Origin of the sequence: Ochrobactrum sp. EDr1-4 (genome assembly GCF_049199085.1) — a bacterium.
Lineage (GTDB): Bacteria > Pseudomonadota > Alphaproteobacteria > Rhizobiales > Rhizobiaceae > Brucella.
Genome location: NZ_JBLZOF010000003.1, coordinates 569,774 through 588,963 on the forward strand (window position 1 = coordinate 569,774; position 19,190 = coordinate 588,963).

Sequence of the window (19,190 nt, forward strand, 5' to 3'; positions counted from 1 at the left end):
ATACGGTCTTGTTGAAAACCTCAATTTGAAATAGGGCCGTCTCGGTTCTGATGCAAGTGAAGCTGTATAAACGTGATGACTTGACCACTCAGATATCGTCGCGCATGGTCCGCCGGAAAATGGAGTTATTGAATTATGGAGACTTTGCAGTCTGCCTCTGGCCTCGCCTTTCCGAATATCGATCCGATAATCTTTTCGATCGGCCCGTTTGCCGTGCACTGGTATGGGCTGGGCTATGTCATCGGCATCATGTTCGCATGGTGGTATGGCAAGAAGCTGCTTCGTAACCATCGCCTGTGGGCCAACAACCAGCCGCCAATGAAGCCAGAAGCGCTGGATGACTTTGTCATTTGGGCAGCGCTCGGCGTGGTGATCGGTGGACGTCTTGGCTACGTACTGTTCTACAATCCCGCTTATTACTTCTCCAACCCACTGGCCATTCCAGCTGTGTGGGACGGTGGCATGTCGTTCCATGGCGGCATCTTAGGCACCACAATTGCGATGATCTGGTTTGCACGCTCACGCGGCGTCAAAGTCTGGAGCATGTTCGATACGGTTGCCGCTGGCGTTCCTGTCGGCCTTGGCGTTGTGCGCGTTGCAAACTTCATCAATGATGAACTGTGGGGCCGCGTCAGTGACGTGGCATGGGCTGTGCGCTTCCCGAATGGCGGTGGCCTGCCACGTCATCCAAGCCAGCTCTATGAAGCATTCCTCGAAGGCTTTGTTCTATTCTTCGTTCTGCTCCTGCTGGTATGGGTTGGCAAAAAATTGAAAGCGCCGGGCTTTATCGCGGGCACATTTGTTCTGGGCTATGGCCTCAGCCGTATTGTCGTTGAGTTCTTCCGCGAACCCGATGCGCAGCTTGGTTATCTATTCGGCGGATGGCTTACTATGGGCATGATCCTGTCGCTGCCAATGGTCATCATCGGACTTTGGGCCATGTGGCGCGCCAACAGAGCCGCAGCAAAACATGCCTGAGGCAACGCTTAAAGAGCGGGTGAAACGACTGATCGGCACCACGGGGCCGATCAGCGTGGCCGACTATATGGCCGCGTGCCTTGGTGATCGCGAGGCTGGCTATTACACGACGCGCGAACCTTTCGGGCGCGATGGTGATTTCATTACCGCTCCCGAAATAAGCCAGATGTTCGGCGAACTGATTGGCATATGGTGTGTCGGCGTATGGGACGCACTTGGACGCCCAACCGATGCAGTGCTTTGCGAAATCGGTCCCGGTCGTGGCACATTGATGAGCGATATGCTGCGCACGATTGCAAAGCTTGCGCCACAAATGGCAGCATCTGTTCGTGTTGCCATGGTCGAAACCAGTCCACGTCTAATAGAAAAACAGAAAGAGAAGCTTGCTCCTCTTAATACTTCTGTCGAATGGTTTGAACGCTTTGCCGATATTCCAAACGGGCCACTGATCCTCGTTTCCAACGAACTGTTCGACGCAATCCCTTTCAGGCAATTCGTGAAAGCCAATGGCCGCTTTGTGGAACGATTGATCGCGCTTGATGAACAAGACGAGTTTCAGTTTGTCAGCGGCGCTGCAGGCATTGATGCGGCACTCCTGCCCACAAAACATCAGACAGTACCCGAAGGCGCCATTTTTGAAGCAGCGCCAGCCCGAACCGCATTAATGCAGGAAATCGCGCAACGCATTACCGCGACGCTTGGTGCAGCACTCTCCATCGATTACGGCCACCTACAATCAGGCTTTGGCGACACGCTGCAAGCCATGCTGAAACATGCCTATGATGATGTATTTGCCCACCCCGGAGAGGCAGACCTAACCAGCCATGTCGATTTTGACATGCTGGAAAAAACCGCGCGCCATTGCGGCTGCAAAACCGCAACCATGACCCAAGGCGATTTTCTGCTCGCCATGGGCCTCATCGACCGCGCCGGTCGTTTGGGCGCAGGACGCGACGAAACCTTCCAACATAAAATTCGCGAAGATGTCGAACGATTGGCATCACCCGATCAGATGGGAACGCTGTTCAAAGTGCTGGCCATTAGCGACCCAAAGACAACCATCTTTCCATTCGATAAGGCCTAACAAAGGCAACCGTCAAAAAGCTGCGATTGACAAGCAAACCAGCCTCCCCCACCATCCAGCCGTTTTGAAAAGAGAAAATCCATGACCGATAAGCCGCAACCGCTTCGCTCCCCTCTGCTGGATGGCCCTGCCGGAACAAACGGCAAGCGCATTGCGCATGGTTTTTTCACACGCAAGGGCGGAGTATCTGGCGGCATCTATGCAGGTTTGAATGTCGGCAGCGGTTCCAATGACGTGCCGGAACTGGTCACCGAGAATCGCCGACGCGTTGCTGAAACGCTTGGCGTTGCATCCGATCACCTAATGACAGTGCATCAGGTCCACTCGCCTGATGTGGTTTATGTAACCGAGCCGTTAAGCACGCCGCGCCCGAAGGCTGATGCGATGGTGACCAATATTCCGGGCATTGCACTTGGTGCTTTGTCGGCAGATTGCGGCCCGGTTTTGTTTGCAGATCATGAAGCAGGTGTTATCGGTTCTGCTCATGCCGGTTGGCGCGGCGCTTTCACCGGCGTTCTCGAAAACACCATTGACGCTATGATTGAACTTGGCGCAAAGCGCGAAAACATTATCGCTGTGCTTGGACCGACAATCGGACCTGACAATTATGAAGTCGGACCGGAATTCTATGCAGAATTTACCAGCAAAGACGCATCTTTTGCCAAGTATTTTCAGCCTTCCGATAAGGAAGACCACAAGCTTTTCGATCTCTGGACCTTCATCACCGACCGCCTGACTGCCGCAGGCGTGAAAGCTGATGCGCTGCGTCAGTGCACCTATGCCAATGAAGACCAGTTTTATTCCTACCGGCGCACAACGCATCGCTCTGAGCCGGATTACGGTCGCCAGATTGCGGCAATCGCCATTGTAGAAGATTAAGGAGAACCGCATGGCCCTTCACTTCGAGCCGGAAGAATTCGCCGCACGTCGCGACCGCTTGATCCTGAAGATGGAGGAAGAAAAACTGGATGCAATCCTGCTGTTTGCGCAGGAGAGCATGTATTGGCTCACAGGCTACGACACATTCGGCTTCTGTTTTTTCCAATGTCTCGTGGTCAAGGCCGATGGGTCTACCGTTTTGATGACGCGCTCTGCCGATCTGAGACAAGCGCGTCACACATCGAACATCGAGAATATCGTGGTCTGGACGGATCGCGACAACGCAAACCCGGCAATCGACTTACGCAATATTCTCACAGAGCTTGACCTGCTGGGCACACGTATCGGTATTGAATATCAGACACATGGCCTGACAGGAGCTAATGCCCGCAAGCTCGATGAACAATTGCAGAGCTTCGCTAAACTCTACGATGCGTCTGGCATGGTGGACAGGCTGCGTCTGCTGAAAAGCCCGGCTGAAATCACCCTCACCAAACGCGCAGCGGAACTCAGCGATGATGCACTGGATGCAGCCTTAAAACTCACCAAAGCCGGCGCCAGCGAAGCTGACATTCTAGCCGCCATGATGAGCGCCAATTTTGCAGGTGATGGCGACTATCCTGCCAATGAATATATCATCGGCTCCGGTGCCGACGCCCTTCTGTGCCGCTATAAATCCGGTCGCCGGACACTCTCCGCCAACGACCAGCTGACGCTCGAATGGTCTGGCGTGTTTCGCCACTACCATGCACCCATGATGCGCACCGTCATTATCGGCGAGCCGAAACCAGAACATCATCAACTCTACAATGCAGCACGCGAAGCGCTGGAAGCCGTCGAACAAGCCATGACACCGGCCTCCACCTTTGGCGATGTGTTTGACGCGCATTCTCGCATCATGGAAGCGCACGGCCTCACCCGCCATCGGCTAAACGCCTGCGGCTATTCTGTGGGTGCTCGTTTTGCGCCATCTTGGATGGACCCGCAAATGTTCTATTCCGGCAATCCTGAAAGCATCCAGCCGGATATGACACTGTTTGCCCATATGATCATCATGGATTCAGACACACAAACCGCCATGACTTTGGGCCAGACTTATCTCACCACAAATGGTGCGGCACTGCCACTTTCACGGCATTCGCTGGATATGCCCGTCATTCCCTAGAGATGATTGTCAAGTGAGCCGGGATGAGCGATAAACTCCGTTCACAGTGCAGGAGTGGTCTGCGCTTACTGGAGAATGAAGCTGAACATGAACAAGGCTCATCTTTCAATATTGCTGTTACTGACAGGACTGCTAACCGCGTGCAACAGCACGGAATCCGCATTGAATGTGCAGGGCTCCAATCAGCAACCCGCACAAACCACCCAAAATACAACGACGCCAACACCTGCCCAGCCAGCAGCAACGACGCCAACTCAAACAACAACCCCCGCCACAACACCGGCACGCACCGCGTCTCTCAAGCCGGGCAAGCTTTACATAGCGCCGATCATCGGCGCGCCGGTCAATGTCGTGACGCCCCTCACCCACCGCATCAATGACGATGCGCGCGCCAAAGGTGTTGAGCTTGCAGGCAATGGCGGGGCGGATGCTGCCTATGTTATGAAGGGCTATTTCTCGGTTCTCTCCGAAGACAACCAGACCACTATTCTCTATGTCTGGGATGTTATGGATGCCTCTGGTAATCGTCTGCATCGTATTCAGGGACAGGAAAAAGTGCCGGGCGCAGCGGCAGACTCATGGAGCGTTGTGCCCCCTTCTGCCATGCAATCCATCGCCGATAAGACCATGCAGGAATATTCGAGCTGGCTTGCGGCAAATCGCGCATGAAAAATCAGTTATCTGGCAAAAGACTGAAATCTTTTGCTGAATCAACGGTGCCCGCCTGTGGGAAAGCACTTCGAGAAGGCTTTTTACCGCAATTGTGACCTCACAGGACTTGCAATGACGGTGACTCTTTGCAATAGGCCGCTCATTCGAGAAAACCTTGAAAGCTGCGGCACTTGACACTTTGTGAAAGAGTACGCGGCTTTAAAGTTTTTAAAGGATGACAAAGCGAAGCTGGACCTGTTTCCGTTTCGCTTGAAATCAGAGATCACGTCCGTTTCACGGACTTTTTGCGACAGAACGAAACTGCTCCGGCTTCAGAGGCAAAAAGAATGAAACTTTTCGCAGGCAATTCCAACCGGGTTCTTGCTGAATCCGTTGCTAAACATCTCGACATTCCGCTTGGCAAGGCCACTGTGCGCCGCTTCGCTGATCAGGAAATCTTCGTAGAGATTCAGGAAAACGTGCGCGGCGAAGACGTATTCGTTTTGCAATCGACCTCCTATCCAGCAAACGACAATCTGATGGAACTGCTGATCATGATCGACGCCTTCCGTCGTTCATCGGCACGCCGCATCACTGCCGTTCTGCCTTACTTCGGCTATGCCCGTCAGGATCGTAAGCCCGGACCACGCACGCCAATCTCGGCAAAGCTGGTTGCCAACCTCATCACCGAAGCCGGTGCAAACCGCGTTTTGACGCTTGATCTGCACGCAGGTCAGATTCAGGGCTTCTTCGACATTCCAACCGATAACCTCTATGCGGTTCCGGTCATCGCGCGCGATGTGAAAGCCAATTACGCCACCGGCAATTGCATGGTTGTTTCGCCAGACGTTGGCGGTGTGGTTCGTGCCCGTTCGCTCGCAAAGCGCATCGATGCACAGCTCGCAATCGTTGATAAGCGTCGTGAACGTCCGGGTGAATCGGAAGTCATGAACGTTATTGGTGACGTAACCGGCAAAGATTGCCTGCTGTTCGACGACATAGTTGATTCCGGCGGCACGCTCTGCAATGCGGCAGAAGCTCTGCTTGCCAAGGGCGCAAAGAGCGTTACTGCATACATCACGCACGGTGTTTTGTCGGGTGGCGCTGTTGCCCGTATCGCTTCGTCAAAGCTGAAAGAGCTGGTCATCACTGACTCTATCCAGCCAACAACAGCGATCAACGACGCGCATAATATCCGCGTCCTGCCGATTTCCGGTCTGATCGGCGAAGCGATTGCACGCACCGCGGCTGAAGAGTCGGTTTCAAGCCTGTTCGATTAATCTAATCAGAATACCAAGACATGCCGCAAGCAATAGCACCAGCGGCATGTTGAGCTTCAAGACGATAAGCAATAATGCCGCCGCGCCTGCGATCAGGACGGCGGCATTGTCTATTGTGCTGACATCTGGCAGCGGCAGACTGAAAACGCCGATCTGATGATCGACCACTTTGCCAAACAGCACATGCAGTGAAAACCAAAGCGCCAGATTGGCAATCACACCAACAACCGCAGCAGTGATCCCGCCAAGCATGGCAGACAGCCAGCGTAGTTGCCGCAAGCGCTCCACAAACGGCGCTCCCGCAAGTATCCAGAGAAAGCACGGCACAAAAGTAAACCAGAGCGCAATCAGCCCTCCGAACAAGCCCCCGACAAGCGGCGGCAGACCGGACAGATTGGCTGCACCCACAAAGCCGACAAAAACAAGCACGAGGATCAATGGCCCCGGCGTCGTTTCAGCCAGTCCCAACCCAGTCAGCATCTCGCCGGGTTGCATCCAGCCAAAGTGATCCACCGCTTGCTGCGCGGTATAGGAAAGCGCTGCATAGGCACCGCCAAAGGTCACAGCAGCCAGCTTTGAGAAAAATGCGGCTTCTGCGGTGAACACATGGGTACTGCCAAAGACCATATAAAGCGCAATGAGTGGCACCAGCCACAGCCCGCCCCAGATCAGGGTTTGCAGCGAAAACTCGCGAAACGCATTGGGCACAGCTTGCGCGACACTAATGCTCGCTGCTCCACCTCGCAGCCAATGACGCAATCCACCCGCAAGCGCTGCCAGCACCACGACAATCGGAAATGACAGTTTTAAAAAGGCGATTGCAATGAAAGCGGCAATTGCCACCGCATAAGAAAAGCCGGAAGCCAGTGTGCGCTTTGACATCCGGTAAAGCGCTTCAAACACAATGGCCAGCACCGCCGCTTTGAGGCCGAACAAAAGTCCCGCAACAATGTCGACATGGCCGAAGGCAACATACAGTGCTGACAAAGCCAGCATAACCACAGCACCCGGCAGAACAAACAACAGCCCGGCCAGCAACCCGCCACGCCAGCCTTTCACCGTCCAACCCGCATAGGTCGCAAGCTGCATAGCTTCCGGCCCGGGCAATAACATGCAGAAGTTCAGCGCATGAATCAGTCGCTCCTGATCCATCCAGCGCTTTTCATCGACCAGAACCCGCTGCAGCATAGCAATTTGCGCAGCCGGTCCGCCGAACGACAAAAGCCCGACTTTGCCAAAAGTGATAAATAACTCTCTGAAATCAGGCTGCGGCTGTGTTGTCATTCTTGCTCTCTGTAAAATCCTCCCAGCAGTTGCCGAGGATCATTACAGTTTCATGACAGTTTGCACAGAAGCGCTTTATTCCGCAGCCGTCGCTTCATCCGCCTGATCATCCGGCGCGTTTGGATCGCCCGGTGCGGTCTCGCATTGAAGATCAGGGAAATTGACGATACGCAAGCCTTTGAAGTCATTGCGCACTACCAACAATCCACGTTCCTCAAAATAGGTCAGCAAGCGTCGGGCACGGCTCAAGGAATGCGTACCATAAGCACGCGCGAGTGCCGCATCCGAAGGGCAAGTCGCCCCTGTCACCGCCGCCTGTGCGACAATCAGAAACACGCCCTGAACATCATCTGTGAGGCTTTCAGAAAGTGCCAGCGCCTTCTGCCATGTCTCGCCGGTTGCCACATCGCTCTCAATGCTTGCTTGCGCAACGGCAAGGCGACGGCGGAACGCAGGCAAAGCCAGCGGTTCACCCGGAACGCGATGAATGCGACAGCGCACCAGAAAGTCCTGATAAAGCACCGCAACTGAACGGAAGGACGCCTCAGGATCATCAACGATCTCGCGCATCACCTTTTCAAGCAGGCTATCGCGCTCCGCCTCGATTATTCCGGGGAACAATGGCGCTTCGACAGGTTCCGCTTCCGGCTTTGGCTTTGCCACCTGTGCGAGAATTTCAGCCGTTGATGGTGCCGGAGGCGGCGGCGGCGTGCGACGCACAACCGTGCGGATTTCCTGCGGCGCAGGCGTGAAAATCAGATCGCGCGCATCTTGCGGTGCGTCAGGCAATGGCATGAGCTTTGGCGACGACGAGCGCGCAGAGGTTTCGACTTTGCCAATTTTAATCGGCAAGGGGCGACGCGACAAAGCAGGTCCAAGGGCAATGAAATGACCGCGCTGCAGATCGCGGAACTGTTCCGCCTGCTTGCGTTCCATCCCGAGGAGATCAGACGCACGCGCCATATCAATATCAAGGAAAGTACGGCCCATCAGGAAGTTCGACGCTTCAGCAGCAACATTCTTCGCAAGCTTTGCAAGACGCTGCGTGGCGATCACACCCGCAAGGCCGCGCTTACGGCCACGGCACATCAAGTTTGTCATAGCGCCAAGCGAGAGCTTGCGCGCTTCGTCTGACACTTCACCTGCAGCAGCGGGCGCAAAGAGCTGAGCCTCGTCAACCACCACCAGCATCGGATACCAGTAATCGCGCTCGGCATCGAACAGACCGCCAAGGAAAGCTGCGGCGGCACGCATCTGCTGCTCGACGTCCAGACCTTCAAGGTTCAGCACCACAGAAACGCGATGCTGGCGAATGCGGCTTGCAATACGCGTGAGTTCTGCTTCCGAACGCGCAGCATCGACAACCACGTGGCCATGAAGATCAGCAAGCGTTACGAAATCGCCTTCCGGATCGATGATGCATTGCTGCACCCATTGTGCGCTCTGCTCAAGCAGACGGCGCAGAAGATGCGACTTGCCGGACCCTGAATTGCCCTGCACGAGAAGGCGGGTTGCGAGAAGCTCTTCAAGATCAAGCATGGCCTGCTTGCCACCACCAAGCGCCGCTGCCGAGGCAGAACCGCTTCCAGCAACAGAACCCATGTCGATACCGACCTGCATCTCGTTTCCTTTGTTTCATAAATGAAATAGCGACTCGCAATACAAAGGCGGTCGATCGGCCATCCGCTTAACATTTTTGACGCGACCAATGCCACCCGTTAAGACAAAAGCCCACAGAAGCTGTGGAACGGGTTGCATGAAAAGCCCCTTTGTTCTATAGCACCGCCATCCGCGTAGACACCCTTGGAGGCAACGCGGAATGGATCGGTCCGGTCTTTCACCTTGTGGAAGGCATTACGGGCTGTTTCATGTTGTTTGTTGGAGCATGATCCCGAAAAGTGGAAACCGGTTTTCGGACAAGATCATGCTAATAAAACCGGCAGGCGACACTCCAGTAACTTTGAAAGGTAATGCCATGAGCGATACTTACGTGCTCAAGGCCGATCTGCGCAGCCGGGTTGGTAAGGGGTCCTCCCGCGAACTTCGCCGCAACGGCCTAATTCCTGCAGTCATCTATGGCGACAAGCAGGAACCAATCTCGATTGCTGTTTCCTATAAGGAAGTTTACTACAAGATCCACGGCGGCGGCTTCAAAACCACTGTTGCTACGATCGAAGTAGACGGCAAGAAGATTCAGGTTCTCCCTAAGGACTACCAGCTGGATCCAGTTCGTGACTTCCCACAGCATGTTGACTTCCTCCGCGTTTCCGCGAAGTCGGTTGTCCATGTTAACGTTCCTGTTCACTTCAAGAACGAAGAAGCAGCACCGGGCATCAAGCGCGGCGGCGTTCTGAACATCGTTCGTCACGACGTTGAACTGATCGTTCCAGCAAACGCAATTCCAGAAGCTCTGGAATTCGACCTGACCGGTCTCGAAATCGGCGACTCGGTTCACATTTCGGCTATCAAGCTGCCGAAGGGTGCAACTGCTGCCATTCAGGATCGCGATTTCACGATTGCTACCATTGCTGCACCTGCCGGCCTCAAGTCGGAAGAAAATGCAGAAGGCGAAGCAACGGACGGCGAATAATCGCTTTCGGCATAAGAGGGTCAGAAAACCATGCTGCTCATCGCAGGACTTGGCAATCCCGGCCCTCAATATGCGCGTAACCGACACAATATCGGTTTTATGGCGGTGGATGAAATATTCCGCCGCCATAGATTTTCCAACTGGCAGAAGAAGTTCAAAGCCGAGATCGCCGATGGCGTGATTGATGGCGAAAAAGTGCTTCTCATCAAGCCAATGACCTTCATGAACCTTTCTGGCCAGTCGATTGGCGAAGCCATGCGCTTCTACAAGCTGACCTCTGCCGATCTCGTTGTGATTTATGACGAGCTTGATCTTGCGCCTGCAAAGCTGCGCATCAAGACTGGCGGCGGCTCTGGTGGTCATAACGGCATCAAATCTATTGACGCGCATGTGCAGACGTTCGACGGCGGTAAAGACTATCGCCGTATGCGTCTTGGCATCGGGCATCCCGGCGCGAAGGAACTGGTGCACAATTACGTCCTTGGCGATTTTGCTAAGGTCGATAGTGAATTGCTGGATAAGTTGTTCGGCGCCATTTCCGACAACATTAGCTTACTCGCTAAAAAAGAAGACAACAGCTTCATGAACCGCGTAGCGGTTGCTATGGGCGACGGCAATCAGCGTCCCAGTGGGTTCAAGGCTGATCCTGCACAAGCAGCAAAAGCACCGCCAAAAGCACAGAGCCACATTCGACAGGCGCGTCAGAACGCAGCCAAGCCGAACATTCCGGCAAGCGGCCCAATGGCTGAAATGCTGAAAAAGCTGCTCGGCAAGAAGGACTAAACCATGAGCGATGTCGTTTACATGTTCGCCATGAGTCTCGATGGCTTCATTGCCAATGATGACGGCAGTTTTGACTGGCTGGAACAATTTCCGCCGGACGATGGCTTTGGCTTCGATGAATTCATGAGCGGCATCACTGGGATAGTCATGGGGCGCGAGACATTTGATGTTGTCGGCTTGGTACCGGAATGGCCTTATGGCTCGCTGCCAGTCGTCGTTGCAACCCATCAGACATTCGACAATTTGCCAGCAAATACCGTCACGATGGCTGGTACGCCGGATGAACTGATCGCGAAGTTGCAAGCCATGGGAGCGGATGGCCCTATATGGCTCATGGGCGGCGGCGATCTGGCGCGGCAATTTCTCGATGCCGGACTGCTTGACATCATCGATATAGGAACTATTCCGGTCATACTGGGAAGCGGCAAACCGGCTTTCAAAAAATCATCACGCCACTGGCTGGAGTTGCAATCCGCCAAGGCGCTTCATAATGGCGCCGTGCGCTCAATTTACCGCGTCAAGCGATAAGGGACGAATATCATGGGTTTCAAATGCGGCATCGTCGGTCTGCCTAATGTTGGCAAGTCCACGCTTTTCAACGCTCTGACCAAGACGGCAGCAGCACAGGCTGCAAACTATCCATTCTGCACCATTGAGCCAAATACGGGCGAAGTGGCGGTGCCTGACCCACGCCAGAGTGGCATTGCAAAAATTGCAGGCTCGAAGGAAATTATTCCGACCCGCATCAACTTTGTTGATATTGCTGGTCTCGTACGCGGCGCCTCGAAGGGCGAAGGTCTGGGCAATCAGTTCCTCGCCAATATCCGCGAAGTCGATGCCATCGTGCATGTTCTGCGTTGTTTTGTAGACGACGACATTACGCATGTTGAAGGCCGTATCGACCCTGTATCGGACGCTGAAACCGTTGAAACAGAACTGATGCTGTCGGATCTTGAAAGCATTGAACGCCGCATCGTGCAGATCCGTAAGCGCGCTTCGTCGAAGGACAAGGAAGCAACGACGGTTCTGCCGGTGATGGAACAGGCACTGGAACTGCTGCAAAATGGCAAGCCGGTTCGCTTGATGCTTAAAGATATTGCGCCAGACGATCTGCTGATCCTCAAGGGCTTGAACCTGCTGACCTCAAAGCCAGTGCTTTATGTCTGCAATGTTGCCGAAAGCGACGCAGCGAAAGGCAATGAGTACAGCGCTGCTGTCGAAAAAATGTCCAACGAACAGGGTGCGCAGAGTGTCATCATCTCGGCAGCTATTGAAGCCGAAGTCGCTCAGCTCGCTGACGAAGAAGCCAAAGAATATCTCGACGCCATGAACCTTGAAGAGCCGGGTCTCGACCGCCTCATTCGTGCGGGCTACAAGCTTCTTGACCTGATCACCTATTTCACGGCAGGACCGAAGGAAACCCGCGCATGGACTATCCGTCGTGGCACCAAGGCTCCGGGCGCAGCTGGCGTCATCCATACGGATTTCGAGCGCGGCTTCATTCGTGCGCAGACAATTGCGTATGAAGACTACATCAAGTTCAATGGTGAAGTCGGCGCAAAGGAAGCAGGGAAAGCGCGGGACGAAGGCAAGGAATACATCGTCCATGACGGCGATGTGATGCTGTTCCGCTTCAATACCTGATAAAACAAAGGCCGCTACAAAATAGCGGCCTTTTTTCTACGCATGTCTCCCAAAAGTGGGAACCGCCTTCGCGGGGAAATCAGTCCACTGGACTGATATTCTAATCCCGCTACGATGGGATTAAGACATGCGCAGGCAAAGAAACAGAGCGGCCTTCGCCGCTCTGGTGGGAGGAGACCGGATTGACTGACAAGACGCCTAAATATGCGTATGAAGATTTCACGCAAGGACTGAAGCTTCCCTTCGGTCCGCGCACTCTCACCAAAGAAGAGATTATCGAATTCGCCCGTGAGTTCGATCCGCAGCCTTTTCATCTTGATGAAGAAGCAGGCAAGGCAAGCCTCCTTGGAGGCCTCGCTGCTTCGGGCTGGCATACAGTGTCGCTTTTCATGCGCATGGTCTGGGATGCCTATCTCAAAGATTCGACTTCACAAGGCAGCCCCGGCATTGAATTCAACCGCTGGAAGCGACCAGTGCTAGCAGGCGACACACTGAGCGGCTGCTCAACAGTACTTGATCGTCGCCGCTCTAAATCCATACCGAATGTCGGATTCCTCACAGTCCATAACGAGATCGTCAATCAGCGTGGCGAGGTGGTTTGCGAGCTTCAGCATACGGCCATGGTCGGCCTTCGCAATCCTGAGCGCGAAGGAGATGCCGCATGAGTTTTATCGAAGACCATCTCGGCGAAGAACTTTCCATCGGCAGCTATACATTCACCGCAGAAGAAATCATTCACTTCGCCTCAAAGTTTGACCCGCAGCCGTTTCATCTAGATGCGGAAGCGGCCAAGAATAGCGTACTCGGCGGCCTCTGTGCATCGGGCTGGCATACAACGGCAGTGTTCATGAAGCTCAATGTGGCATCCATCGTTGAGGCAACCAAAGATGCGATGAAGCTCGGCGAGGTCCCGCCGACATTTGGCCCCTCACCCGGCTTTGAGAACCTCAAATGGCTACGTCCGGTCTATGCTGGTGATACAATCACCTACAAGCGAACGGTCCATTCTGTACGTCCGCTTGGATCGCGTCCCGGCTGGTCGATGCTTAACATGAGCAGCACCGCGTACAACCAAAACGGCAACAAGGTTTTGTCATTCGACAATGCCGCTATGGTGAAGCTGCCCGCTTAACAAAAAAGGCCCGGAGCAATTCCGGGCCGTTTTTCTGCGGGTTTTTGCGACTCAATCGCCTTCGAATTCCACAAGCGTACGCACCGGGACGCCAAGTGCTTCGAGCTTCTTGCGTCCGCCAAGGTCCGGCAGATCAATGATGAAGCAGGCCGCAACGATGTTGGCACCCATCTGCAAAAGAAGCTTCGCCGCAGCTTCGGCGGTGCCACCAGTTGCAATCAGATCATCGACCAGAATGATACGCTCACCCTTCTCGATGGCATCGCGATGCATTTCCATTTCATCAATGCCATATTCAAGGCTGTAAGCAATCCGCACGGTATCGCGTGGCAGTTTACCCTTTTTGCGGATCGGCACAAAACCCGCCGAAAGCTGATGCGCGATTGCGCCGCCGAGAATGAAACCGCGTGCTTCAATTCCTGCGACCTTATCGACCTTGTTACCAGCAAAAGGATAAACCAATTCATCAACCGCACGACGGAACGCCTGTGCGTCACCCATCAGTGTGGTGACATCACGGAACTGGACACCCGGCTTAGGATAATCAGGAATTGTTCTGATCGCGTCTTTCAAAGTGGTTTTGAGCGTCGATTCCATTTTCAGTCCTTTCAGAGGAGAAGCTTATGGCTTCGGCCCAATCATTGTATTGCCCACTCTTCAACCACGATATGGAGAGCGCGCCAAGCGGCTTCCCGTTCTTTTGAGCAACTTGTGATACTCATCCAACAAAAAGGGCGCCTCGCGGCGCCCTTTTCAACAGTCTGATTGATCAATCAGTGCTTTACATTCGACCAGATCGAACGCTTGGCGATGTAAACAAGGCCCGCAAACAGGATCAGAAAAATAATGACCCTAAAGCCGGTCTTCTTACGCTGCTCCAGATGCGGCTCAGCAGCCCACATCAGAAATGCCGAAACGTCATGCGCATACTGGTCAACCGTTTGTGGCGAGCCGTCATCATAAGTCACCTGATCATCGCTTAGCGGCTTAGCCATGGCCAGCGACTTACCCGCAATGAAGTAAGGGTTATAATGGGTGCCTTCAGCAACCTGCATACCTGCTGGCGGCTGTTCATCATAGCCGGTCAAAAGCGCGTGGATATAATCCGGTCCAGCTTCGGCATATTGCGTGAATATGTCGAAGATGAACGTCGGGAAGCCACGTTCCACTGCACGCGCCTTGGCAATCAGCGAGAAGTCTGGCGGCGCCGCACCATTATTGGCAGCGGCAGCAGCATTCACGTTCGGAAATGGCGACGGAAAATGGTCTGTCGCAATAGCCTTACGGGTGAACATTTCACCATCTGCATTCGGACCGTCTGTAACTTCATATTCCGCAGCAAAAGCCTTCACCTGATCCGGCGAATAACCAAGCGCTTCCAGATTGCGGAAAGCGACAAGGTTCATCGAATGACAGGCAGCACACACTTCCTTATAAACCTTAAGACCGCGCTGAAGCTGTCCCTTGTCATAAGTACCGAATGGGCCTGAAAAGCTCCAGCTTTCCTGCTTTGGATGATGGATAGGATAATGCTCAGGTTCCCCCTCGCCGCCACCGGCAGCAAATGCACCACCCATCGTCACACCAAGTGCCACCAGCGGAGCAATACCGAAAGCAGCGAAACTCTTGAGGATGTTTTTCATTGTTACGTCCTTCATCTCGCGCTTCAGCCTTTGATTTCCACTGGGGTAATCTCAGCCTTGCTTTCGCTCTTCTCAAGCACTGCCTCGGTAATCGAGTTCGGCAGGCGCTTCGGCTTTTCAACCAATCCAAGGATCGGCATGATGACGATGAAGAATGCGAAGTAGTAAAGCGTGCCAAACTGCGCCAACAGCGTGTATGTGCCTTCCGCAGGACGCGAACCCAACCAGCCAAGGAAAATCGCGTTGATCACGAACAGCCAGAAGAACAGCTTGAACCAAGGACGGTAAACAGCCGAGCGCACCTTCGATGTATCGAGCCATGGCACGACAAACAGGATCGCAATCGAACCAAACATCACCAGAACGCCACCAAGCTTAGAGTCGATCGGGCCAATGTTGAAAGTAATCGCACGCAGCATCGCGTAGAAAGGCAGGAAGTACCATTCAGGCACGATATGCGCCGGTGTTTTCAGCGAGTCAGCCTGAATATAGTTATCCGGGTGACCGAGGAAGTTCGGCATGTAGAAGACGAAATAAGCGAAGAAGATGAAGAAGACGAGCGCACCGAAAGCGTCCTTGATGGTCGCATAAGGCGTGAACGGCAGCGTATCGGTCTTCGATTTAACTTCGATGCCAGTCGGGTTGGTCTGGCCTGTTACATGCAACGCCCAGACGTGCAGGATAACAACGCCCACAATCATGAACGGCAGCAGGTAATGCAGCGAGAAAAAGCGGTTAAGCGTTGGATTATCAACCGCAAAGCCACCGAGCAGCAATTGCTGGATCGGTTCGCCTATCACCGGAAAGGCCGTGAAGAAGCCCGTGATAACTGTTGCACCCCAGAAGGACATCTGGCCCCATGGAAGCACATAGCCCATGAAGGCAGTTGCCATCATCAGCAGGAAGATGACCACGCCGAGAATCCACAAAAGCTCACGTGGAGCCTTGTAGGAACCATAGTAAAGACCACGGGCAATATGAAGATAAACAGCGATAAAGAAGAATGACGCGCCGTTCGCATGCATATAGCGCAGCAGCCAACCGGAATTGACATCGCGCATGATCTTTTCGACCGAATTGAACGCAATCGTCGTTTCAGCCGCATAATGCATCGCCAGCACAATGCCGGTCAAAATCTGGGCAATGAGCATGAAGCTCAGAATGCCACCGAAAGTGTACATGTAGTTCAGATTACGCGGTGTCGGATAGGCAACAAATGAATCATAGACAAGACGCGGCAAAGGTAGCCGCTCGTCGACCCATTTCTCGATGCCGGTCGAGGGCGTATATGTGGAGTGATGACCACTCATATTTTATCTCCCCAAGATCTGTTTAGCCGATCCTGATGACCGTATCGGAAGCGAATGCATATTCTGGAATGTACATGTTTTCCGGCGCTGGACCGCTGCGGATACGACCGGCGGTGTCATAGGTCGAACCGTGGCATGGGCAGAACCAGCCACCAAATGACCCGGATTCACCGAGCGGCACACAGCCAAGGTGCGTACAAACGCCGACCATGACGATCCAGTTTTCCTTGCCTTCACCTGCCGAACGCGCGACGTCTGTCGCTTCTGCATCCAAAGGAAGATTGGCATTGCGAGCAGCAATGTCTTTGAGATCGGTCAAGGCTGTAACCTTGGCGTCTTCAATTTCCTTAGCGGTACGATTGCGAATGAAAATTGGCTTGCCGCGCCACTTGACGGTCATGGATGCTCCTTCTTCGAGCGAAGATACATCGACCTCAATAGACGCTGCTGCGAGTGTCGAAGCATCGGGACGCATCTGGTCGATAAACGGCCATGCCAGTCCACCGACAGCAACGACACCGGCCATTCCCGTCGCAATATACAAAAAATCACGTCGTGTCGGCTCAGCCGTGTCGTGTGCGCTCACGTGCCAATTCCTTTTTAACCTGGATATTCAATTGATAACTCCCCTCGTCCTTCGTGCACCTGCGCAAAAGCGGTCCCGCCCTTTGCGCTCACACGCAAATTGCAGTTCTACAAGTGCTTGCAGAACGAAATTCCCTCCATCTCAACATTAAGGTGTAGGCAGGTTGAAATGCCTTGTCCAGACGCCAAGCCTAAGGGACGGCACCATGTCGCAGGGAGCGTTTTTGCGATCTTTAAATCGCTGCCAAACAAAAACCTCCGCGCAAATCTCACTTTGCGCGGAGGTTTTTATGATGCTGCAAATAGGCCTAAATTAGCGATCGATGCCCAGAAAACCGCCGGATTGCCGCGCCCAGAGGCCTGCATAAATGCCACCCTGCGCGATAAGCTCATCATGCGTGCCCTCTTCGGCAATGCGCCCCTTGTCCATAACAATCAAACGATCAAGCGCTGCAATTGTTGAAAGCCGATGTGCGATTGCGATCACGGCCTTGCCGTCCATGAGCTGACGCAGGTTCTCCTGAATGGAAGCTTCAACCTCTGAGTCGAGCGCTGATGTGGCTTCATCCAGAATAAGGATTGGTGCATTTTTCAAAATAGCGCGCGCAATCGCAATACGCTGACGCTGACCACCCGATAGCTTGACGCCACGCTCACCCACAAAGGCATCAAAGGATTTGCGGCCGTTGAAGTCTTCAAGCCTTGCAATGAACTCGTCCGCCTCTGCCTGTCGTGCGGCCTCCGCAAGATCGTCATCGGTCGCATCATCGCGCGCCAGCATGATGTTATCGCGCAATGAGCGATGCAACAGTGCCGTTTCCTGACTGACGACCGCAAAAGCGCGCCGCAGTGAGGCTTGCGTCACATCACGCACATCCTGCCCATCAACGAGGATCGCACCCTTCTCAACATCGTAGAGCCGCAGGATCAGATTGACGAGTGTGGACTTACCGGCACCGGAGTGCCCCACCAGCCCGATACGCTCGCCACCCTTGATGGAAAAGTTGATGTTATCCAGAACACCTGCAGCTTTGCCATAATGGAAAGTGACATTCTGTATATCGATCCGTGCATCCGTAATAAGCAATGGCTTTGCGTCGCGCTTATCTTCCAGACCAAGCGGTGCAGACAAAAGCTTCATCGAGTTTTCGATCAGCCCGAGCTGCCGCAGCATACCGTTTAACTGCATCATCAACCGGCCAAGCAGCATATTGAGACGCAGGATCAAACCCAGCGTGAAGGAGACCTGCCCGACGGTGATCGCGTTTTTTGTCCACAAATCGATAGTGATGCCCGCAATCACCACAATCATAACGCCCGAAAGGGCTGTCATAGCAAGTCGCACGCCTGTCAGTGAGCGCATGAATGGAAAGACTGCCGCGAGATAGCGCGTGAAGCCTTCACGCATGTAGCGCTCGTCATCATCAACGGTATTAAGCTTGATCGTCTGAATGTTCGAATAGCTATCGACGATGCGCCCATTGATCATCGATCCCGCTTCAGCAGACGCTTCCGCATTCTTTCGGATGCGCGGAAGATAGTGCCGTGCGATTAAGCCAAAAGCCACGATCCAGACAATGACTGCCGCGGCCAAGCGCCAGTCGAGCTGCCCGACCAGAACCAGCGTCGTGATGCTATAGATCGCCATAAACCAGACGACCTGAATGAGACTTTCAATCAGATCACCTGCCGCCTGTCCGGCCTGCCAGACCTTGGTGGCGATACGTCCGGCAAAATCATTCTGAAAGAAGGCGTAGGACTGTCGCTGGACATAGGAATTCGCCTGCCAGCGGATCATATTATAGAAACCCGGCGAAAGCGTCTGGCCTTCGAGCATCGTCGTCAGCGCTGTCACCACAAATCGGATGACGAGAACCGTTACCGCCATGAACAGCAGTTCCGGGCCAGCCGCCTGAAACAGTTCTGACCAGCTTCGCTCCACACCTGCACGACCGGCCTGATCAAGAATATCGACCAGCCTGCCGGTGAAATAAAACAGCCCTGCCTCAACCAGTGGCGCAAGACCGCCAACAGCCAGTGCCGTTGCAAGCGGCCATTTGGCCTGACGCGCATAATGCCAGAGAAAGGCCAGCGTTGTTGAAGGCGGTCTGAGCTTGTCCGGTTCGCGGAAGGGATCAACCCAGCGCTCGAACAGGCTGTAAACCGCTTTCATCAATTGCAT

19 protein-coding genes are annotated in these 19,190 nt (G+C 53.9%); 12 read left to right on the top strand and 7 right to left on the bottom strand.

Features of this window, described 5'->3' with window-relative positions; genetic code table 11:
- Positions 1-132 precede the first annotated feature (132 nt).
- The 6 genes from lgt (at position 133) to ACOZHT_RS13845 (ending at position 6,037) form a co-directional block, all read left to right on the top strand.
- Positions 133-978, top strand: coding sequence for a prolipoprotein diacylglyceryl transferase (gene lgt / locus ACOZHT_RS13820; protein WP_339511778.1), 846 nt, complete (start codon positions 133-135; stop codon positions 976-978).
- A complete protein-coding gene (locus ACOZHT_RS13825) occupies positions 971-2,062 on the top strand; it encodes a class I SAM-dependent methyltransferase (protein WP_339511539.1) in 1,092 nt (363 codons plus the stop codon). Before lgt ends, ACOZHT_RS13825 begins: the two co-directional genes overlap by 8 nt.
- 81 nt (positions 2,063-2,143) lie before the next feature.
- Positions 2,144-2,941: a peptidoglycan editing factor PgeF gene (pgeF, locus tag ACOZHT_RS13830; RefSeq protein ID WP_421565830.1), complete on the top strand. Its 798-nt coding sequence runs from the start codon at positions 2,144-2,146 to the stop codon at positions 2,939-2,941.
- Between the two features lie 10 nt (positions 2,942-2,951).
- Positions 2,952-4,106, top strand: coding sequence for a Xaa-Pro peptidase family protein (locus ACOZHT_RS13835; protein WP_339511535.1), 1,155 nt, complete (start codon positions 2,952-2,954; stop codon positions 4,104-4,106).
- A gap of 75 nt (positions 4,107-4,181) precedes the next feature.
- Complete coding sequence (locus ACOZHT_RS13840) at positions 4,182-4,775, top strand: hypothetical protein (RefSeq protein ID WP_339511533.1); 594 nt, start codon at positions 4,182-4,184, stop codon at positions 4,773-4,775.
- A gap of 329 nt (positions 4,776-5,104) precedes the next feature.
- Positions 5,105-6,037, top strand: coding sequence for a ribose-phosphate pyrophosphokinase (locus tag ACOZHT_RS13845; protein ID WP_339511531.1), 933 nt, complete (start codon positions 5,105-5,107; stop codon positions 6,035-6,037).
- Here the strand turns inward: ACOZHT_RS13845 and chrA are convergent.
- The gene (chrA, locus tag ACOZHT_RS13850; RefSeq protein ID WP_339511529.1) at positions 6,020-7,321 is read right to left on the bottom strand and encodes a chromate efflux transporter; all 1,302 of its coding nucleotides are present in this window, start codon (positions 7,319-7,321) and stop codon (positions 6,020-6,022) included. The two genes, ACOZHT_RS13845 and chrA, sit on opposite strands and share 18 nt — an antisense overlap.
- Positions 7,322-7,396: 75 nt before the next feature.
- A complete protein-coding gene (locus tag ACOZHT_RS13855) occupies positions 7,397-8,941 on the bottom strand; it encodes a helicase HerA domain-containing protein (protein ID WP_421565831.1) in 1,545 nt (514 codons plus the stop codon).
- A 355-nt stretch (positions 8,942-9,296) separates the two neighbouring features.
- Between ACOZHT_RS13855 and ACOZHT_RS13860 the strand changes: the two genes are divergently transcribed.
- From ACOZHT_RS13860 to ACOZHT_RS13885, 6 genes are all read left to right on the top strand, one after another.
- On the top strand, positions 9,297-9,911 hold the full coding sequence (locus ACOZHT_RS13860) for a 50S ribosomal protein L25/general stress protein Ctc (RefSeq protein WP_421565869.1): 615 nt from the start codon (positions 9,297-9,299) through the stop codon (positions 9,909-9,911).
- A gap of 30 nt (positions 9,912-9,941) precedes the next feature.
- On the top strand, positions 9,942-10,694 hold the full coding sequence (gene pth, locus ACOZHT_RS13865) for an aminoacyl-tRNA hydrolase (RefSeq protein ID WP_421565832.1): 753 nt from the start codon (positions 9,942-9,944) through the stop codon (positions 10,692-10,694).
- 3 nt (positions 10,695-10,697) lie between these two features.
- Positions 10,698-11,222 (top strand): dihydrofolate reductase family protein, encoded by a 525-nt coding sequence (locus ACOZHT_RS13870; protein ID WP_421565833.1) that lies wholly within the window; start codon positions 10,698-10,700, stop codon positions 11,220-11,222.
- Positions 11,223-11,234: 12 nt separating this feature from the next.
- Complete coding sequence (gene ychF, locus ACOZHT_RS13875) at positions 11,235-12,338, top strand: redox-regulated ATPase YchF (protein ID WP_339511521.1); 1,104 nt, start codon at positions 11,235-11,237, stop codon at positions 12,336-12,338.
- 182 nt (positions 12,339-12,520) lie between these two features.
- On the top strand, positions 12,521-13,003 hold the full coding sequence (locus ACOZHT_RS13880; RefSeq protein WP_421565834.1) for a MaoC family dehydratase: 483 nt from the start codon (positions 12,521-12,523) through the stop codon (positions 13,001-13,003).
- Positions 13,000-13,470, top strand: a complete 471-nt coding sequence (locus tag ACOZHT_RS13885) for a MaoC family dehydratase (protein ID WP_339511517.1) — start codon at positions 13,000-13,002, stop codon at positions 13,468-13,470. The genes ACOZHT_RS13880 and ACOZHT_RS13885 overlap by 4 nt, the downstream gene beginning before the upstream one ends.
- 51 nt (positions 13,471-13,521) lie before the next feature.
- Here ACOZHT_RS13885 and ACOZHT_RS13890 read toward each other — a convergent pair whose 3' ends face one another.
- The 5 genes from ACOZHT_RS13890 to ACOZHT_RS13910 all read right to left on the bottom strand — a co-directional run bounded on the left by ACOZHT_RS13890 (position 13,522) and on the right by ACOZHT_RS13910 (position 19,181).
- Entirely contained in the window at positions 13,522-14,067 is a 546-nt protein-coding gene (locus ACOZHT_RS13890) for an adenine phosphoribosyltransferase (RefSeq protein ID WP_339511515.1), read from the bottom strand.
- 176 nt (positions 14,068-14,243) lie between these two features.
- The gene (locus ACOZHT_RS13895; protein WP_339511513.1) at positions 14,244-15,113 is read right to left on the bottom strand and encodes a cytochrome c1; all 870 of its coding nucleotides are present in this window, start codon (positions 15,111-15,113) and stop codon (positions 14,244-14,246) included.
- 23 nt (positions 15,114-15,136) lie between these two features.
- On the bottom strand, positions 15,137-16,423 hold the full coding sequence (locus ACOZHT_RS13900; RefSeq protein WP_339511511.1) for a cytochrome b: 1,287 nt from the start codon (positions 16,421-16,423) through the stop codon (positions 15,137-15,139).
- A gap of 22 nt (positions 16,424-16,445) precedes the next feature.
- Positions 16,446-17,009: a ubiquinol-cytochrome c reductase iron-sulfur subunit gene (gene petA, locus ACOZHT_RS13905; protein ID WP_339511509.1), complete on the bottom strand. Its 564-nt coding sequence runs from the start codon at positions 17,007-17,009 to the stop codon at positions 16,446-16,448.
- Positions 17,010-17,321: 312 nt separating this feature from the next.
- Positions 17,322-19,181: an ABC transporter ATP-binding protein gene (locus tag ACOZHT_RS13910; protein WP_421565870.1), complete on the bottom strand. Its 1,860-nt coding sequence runs from the start codon at positions 19,179-19,181 to the stop codon at positions 17,322-17,324.
- Positions 19,182-19,190 lie beyond the last annotated feature (9 nt).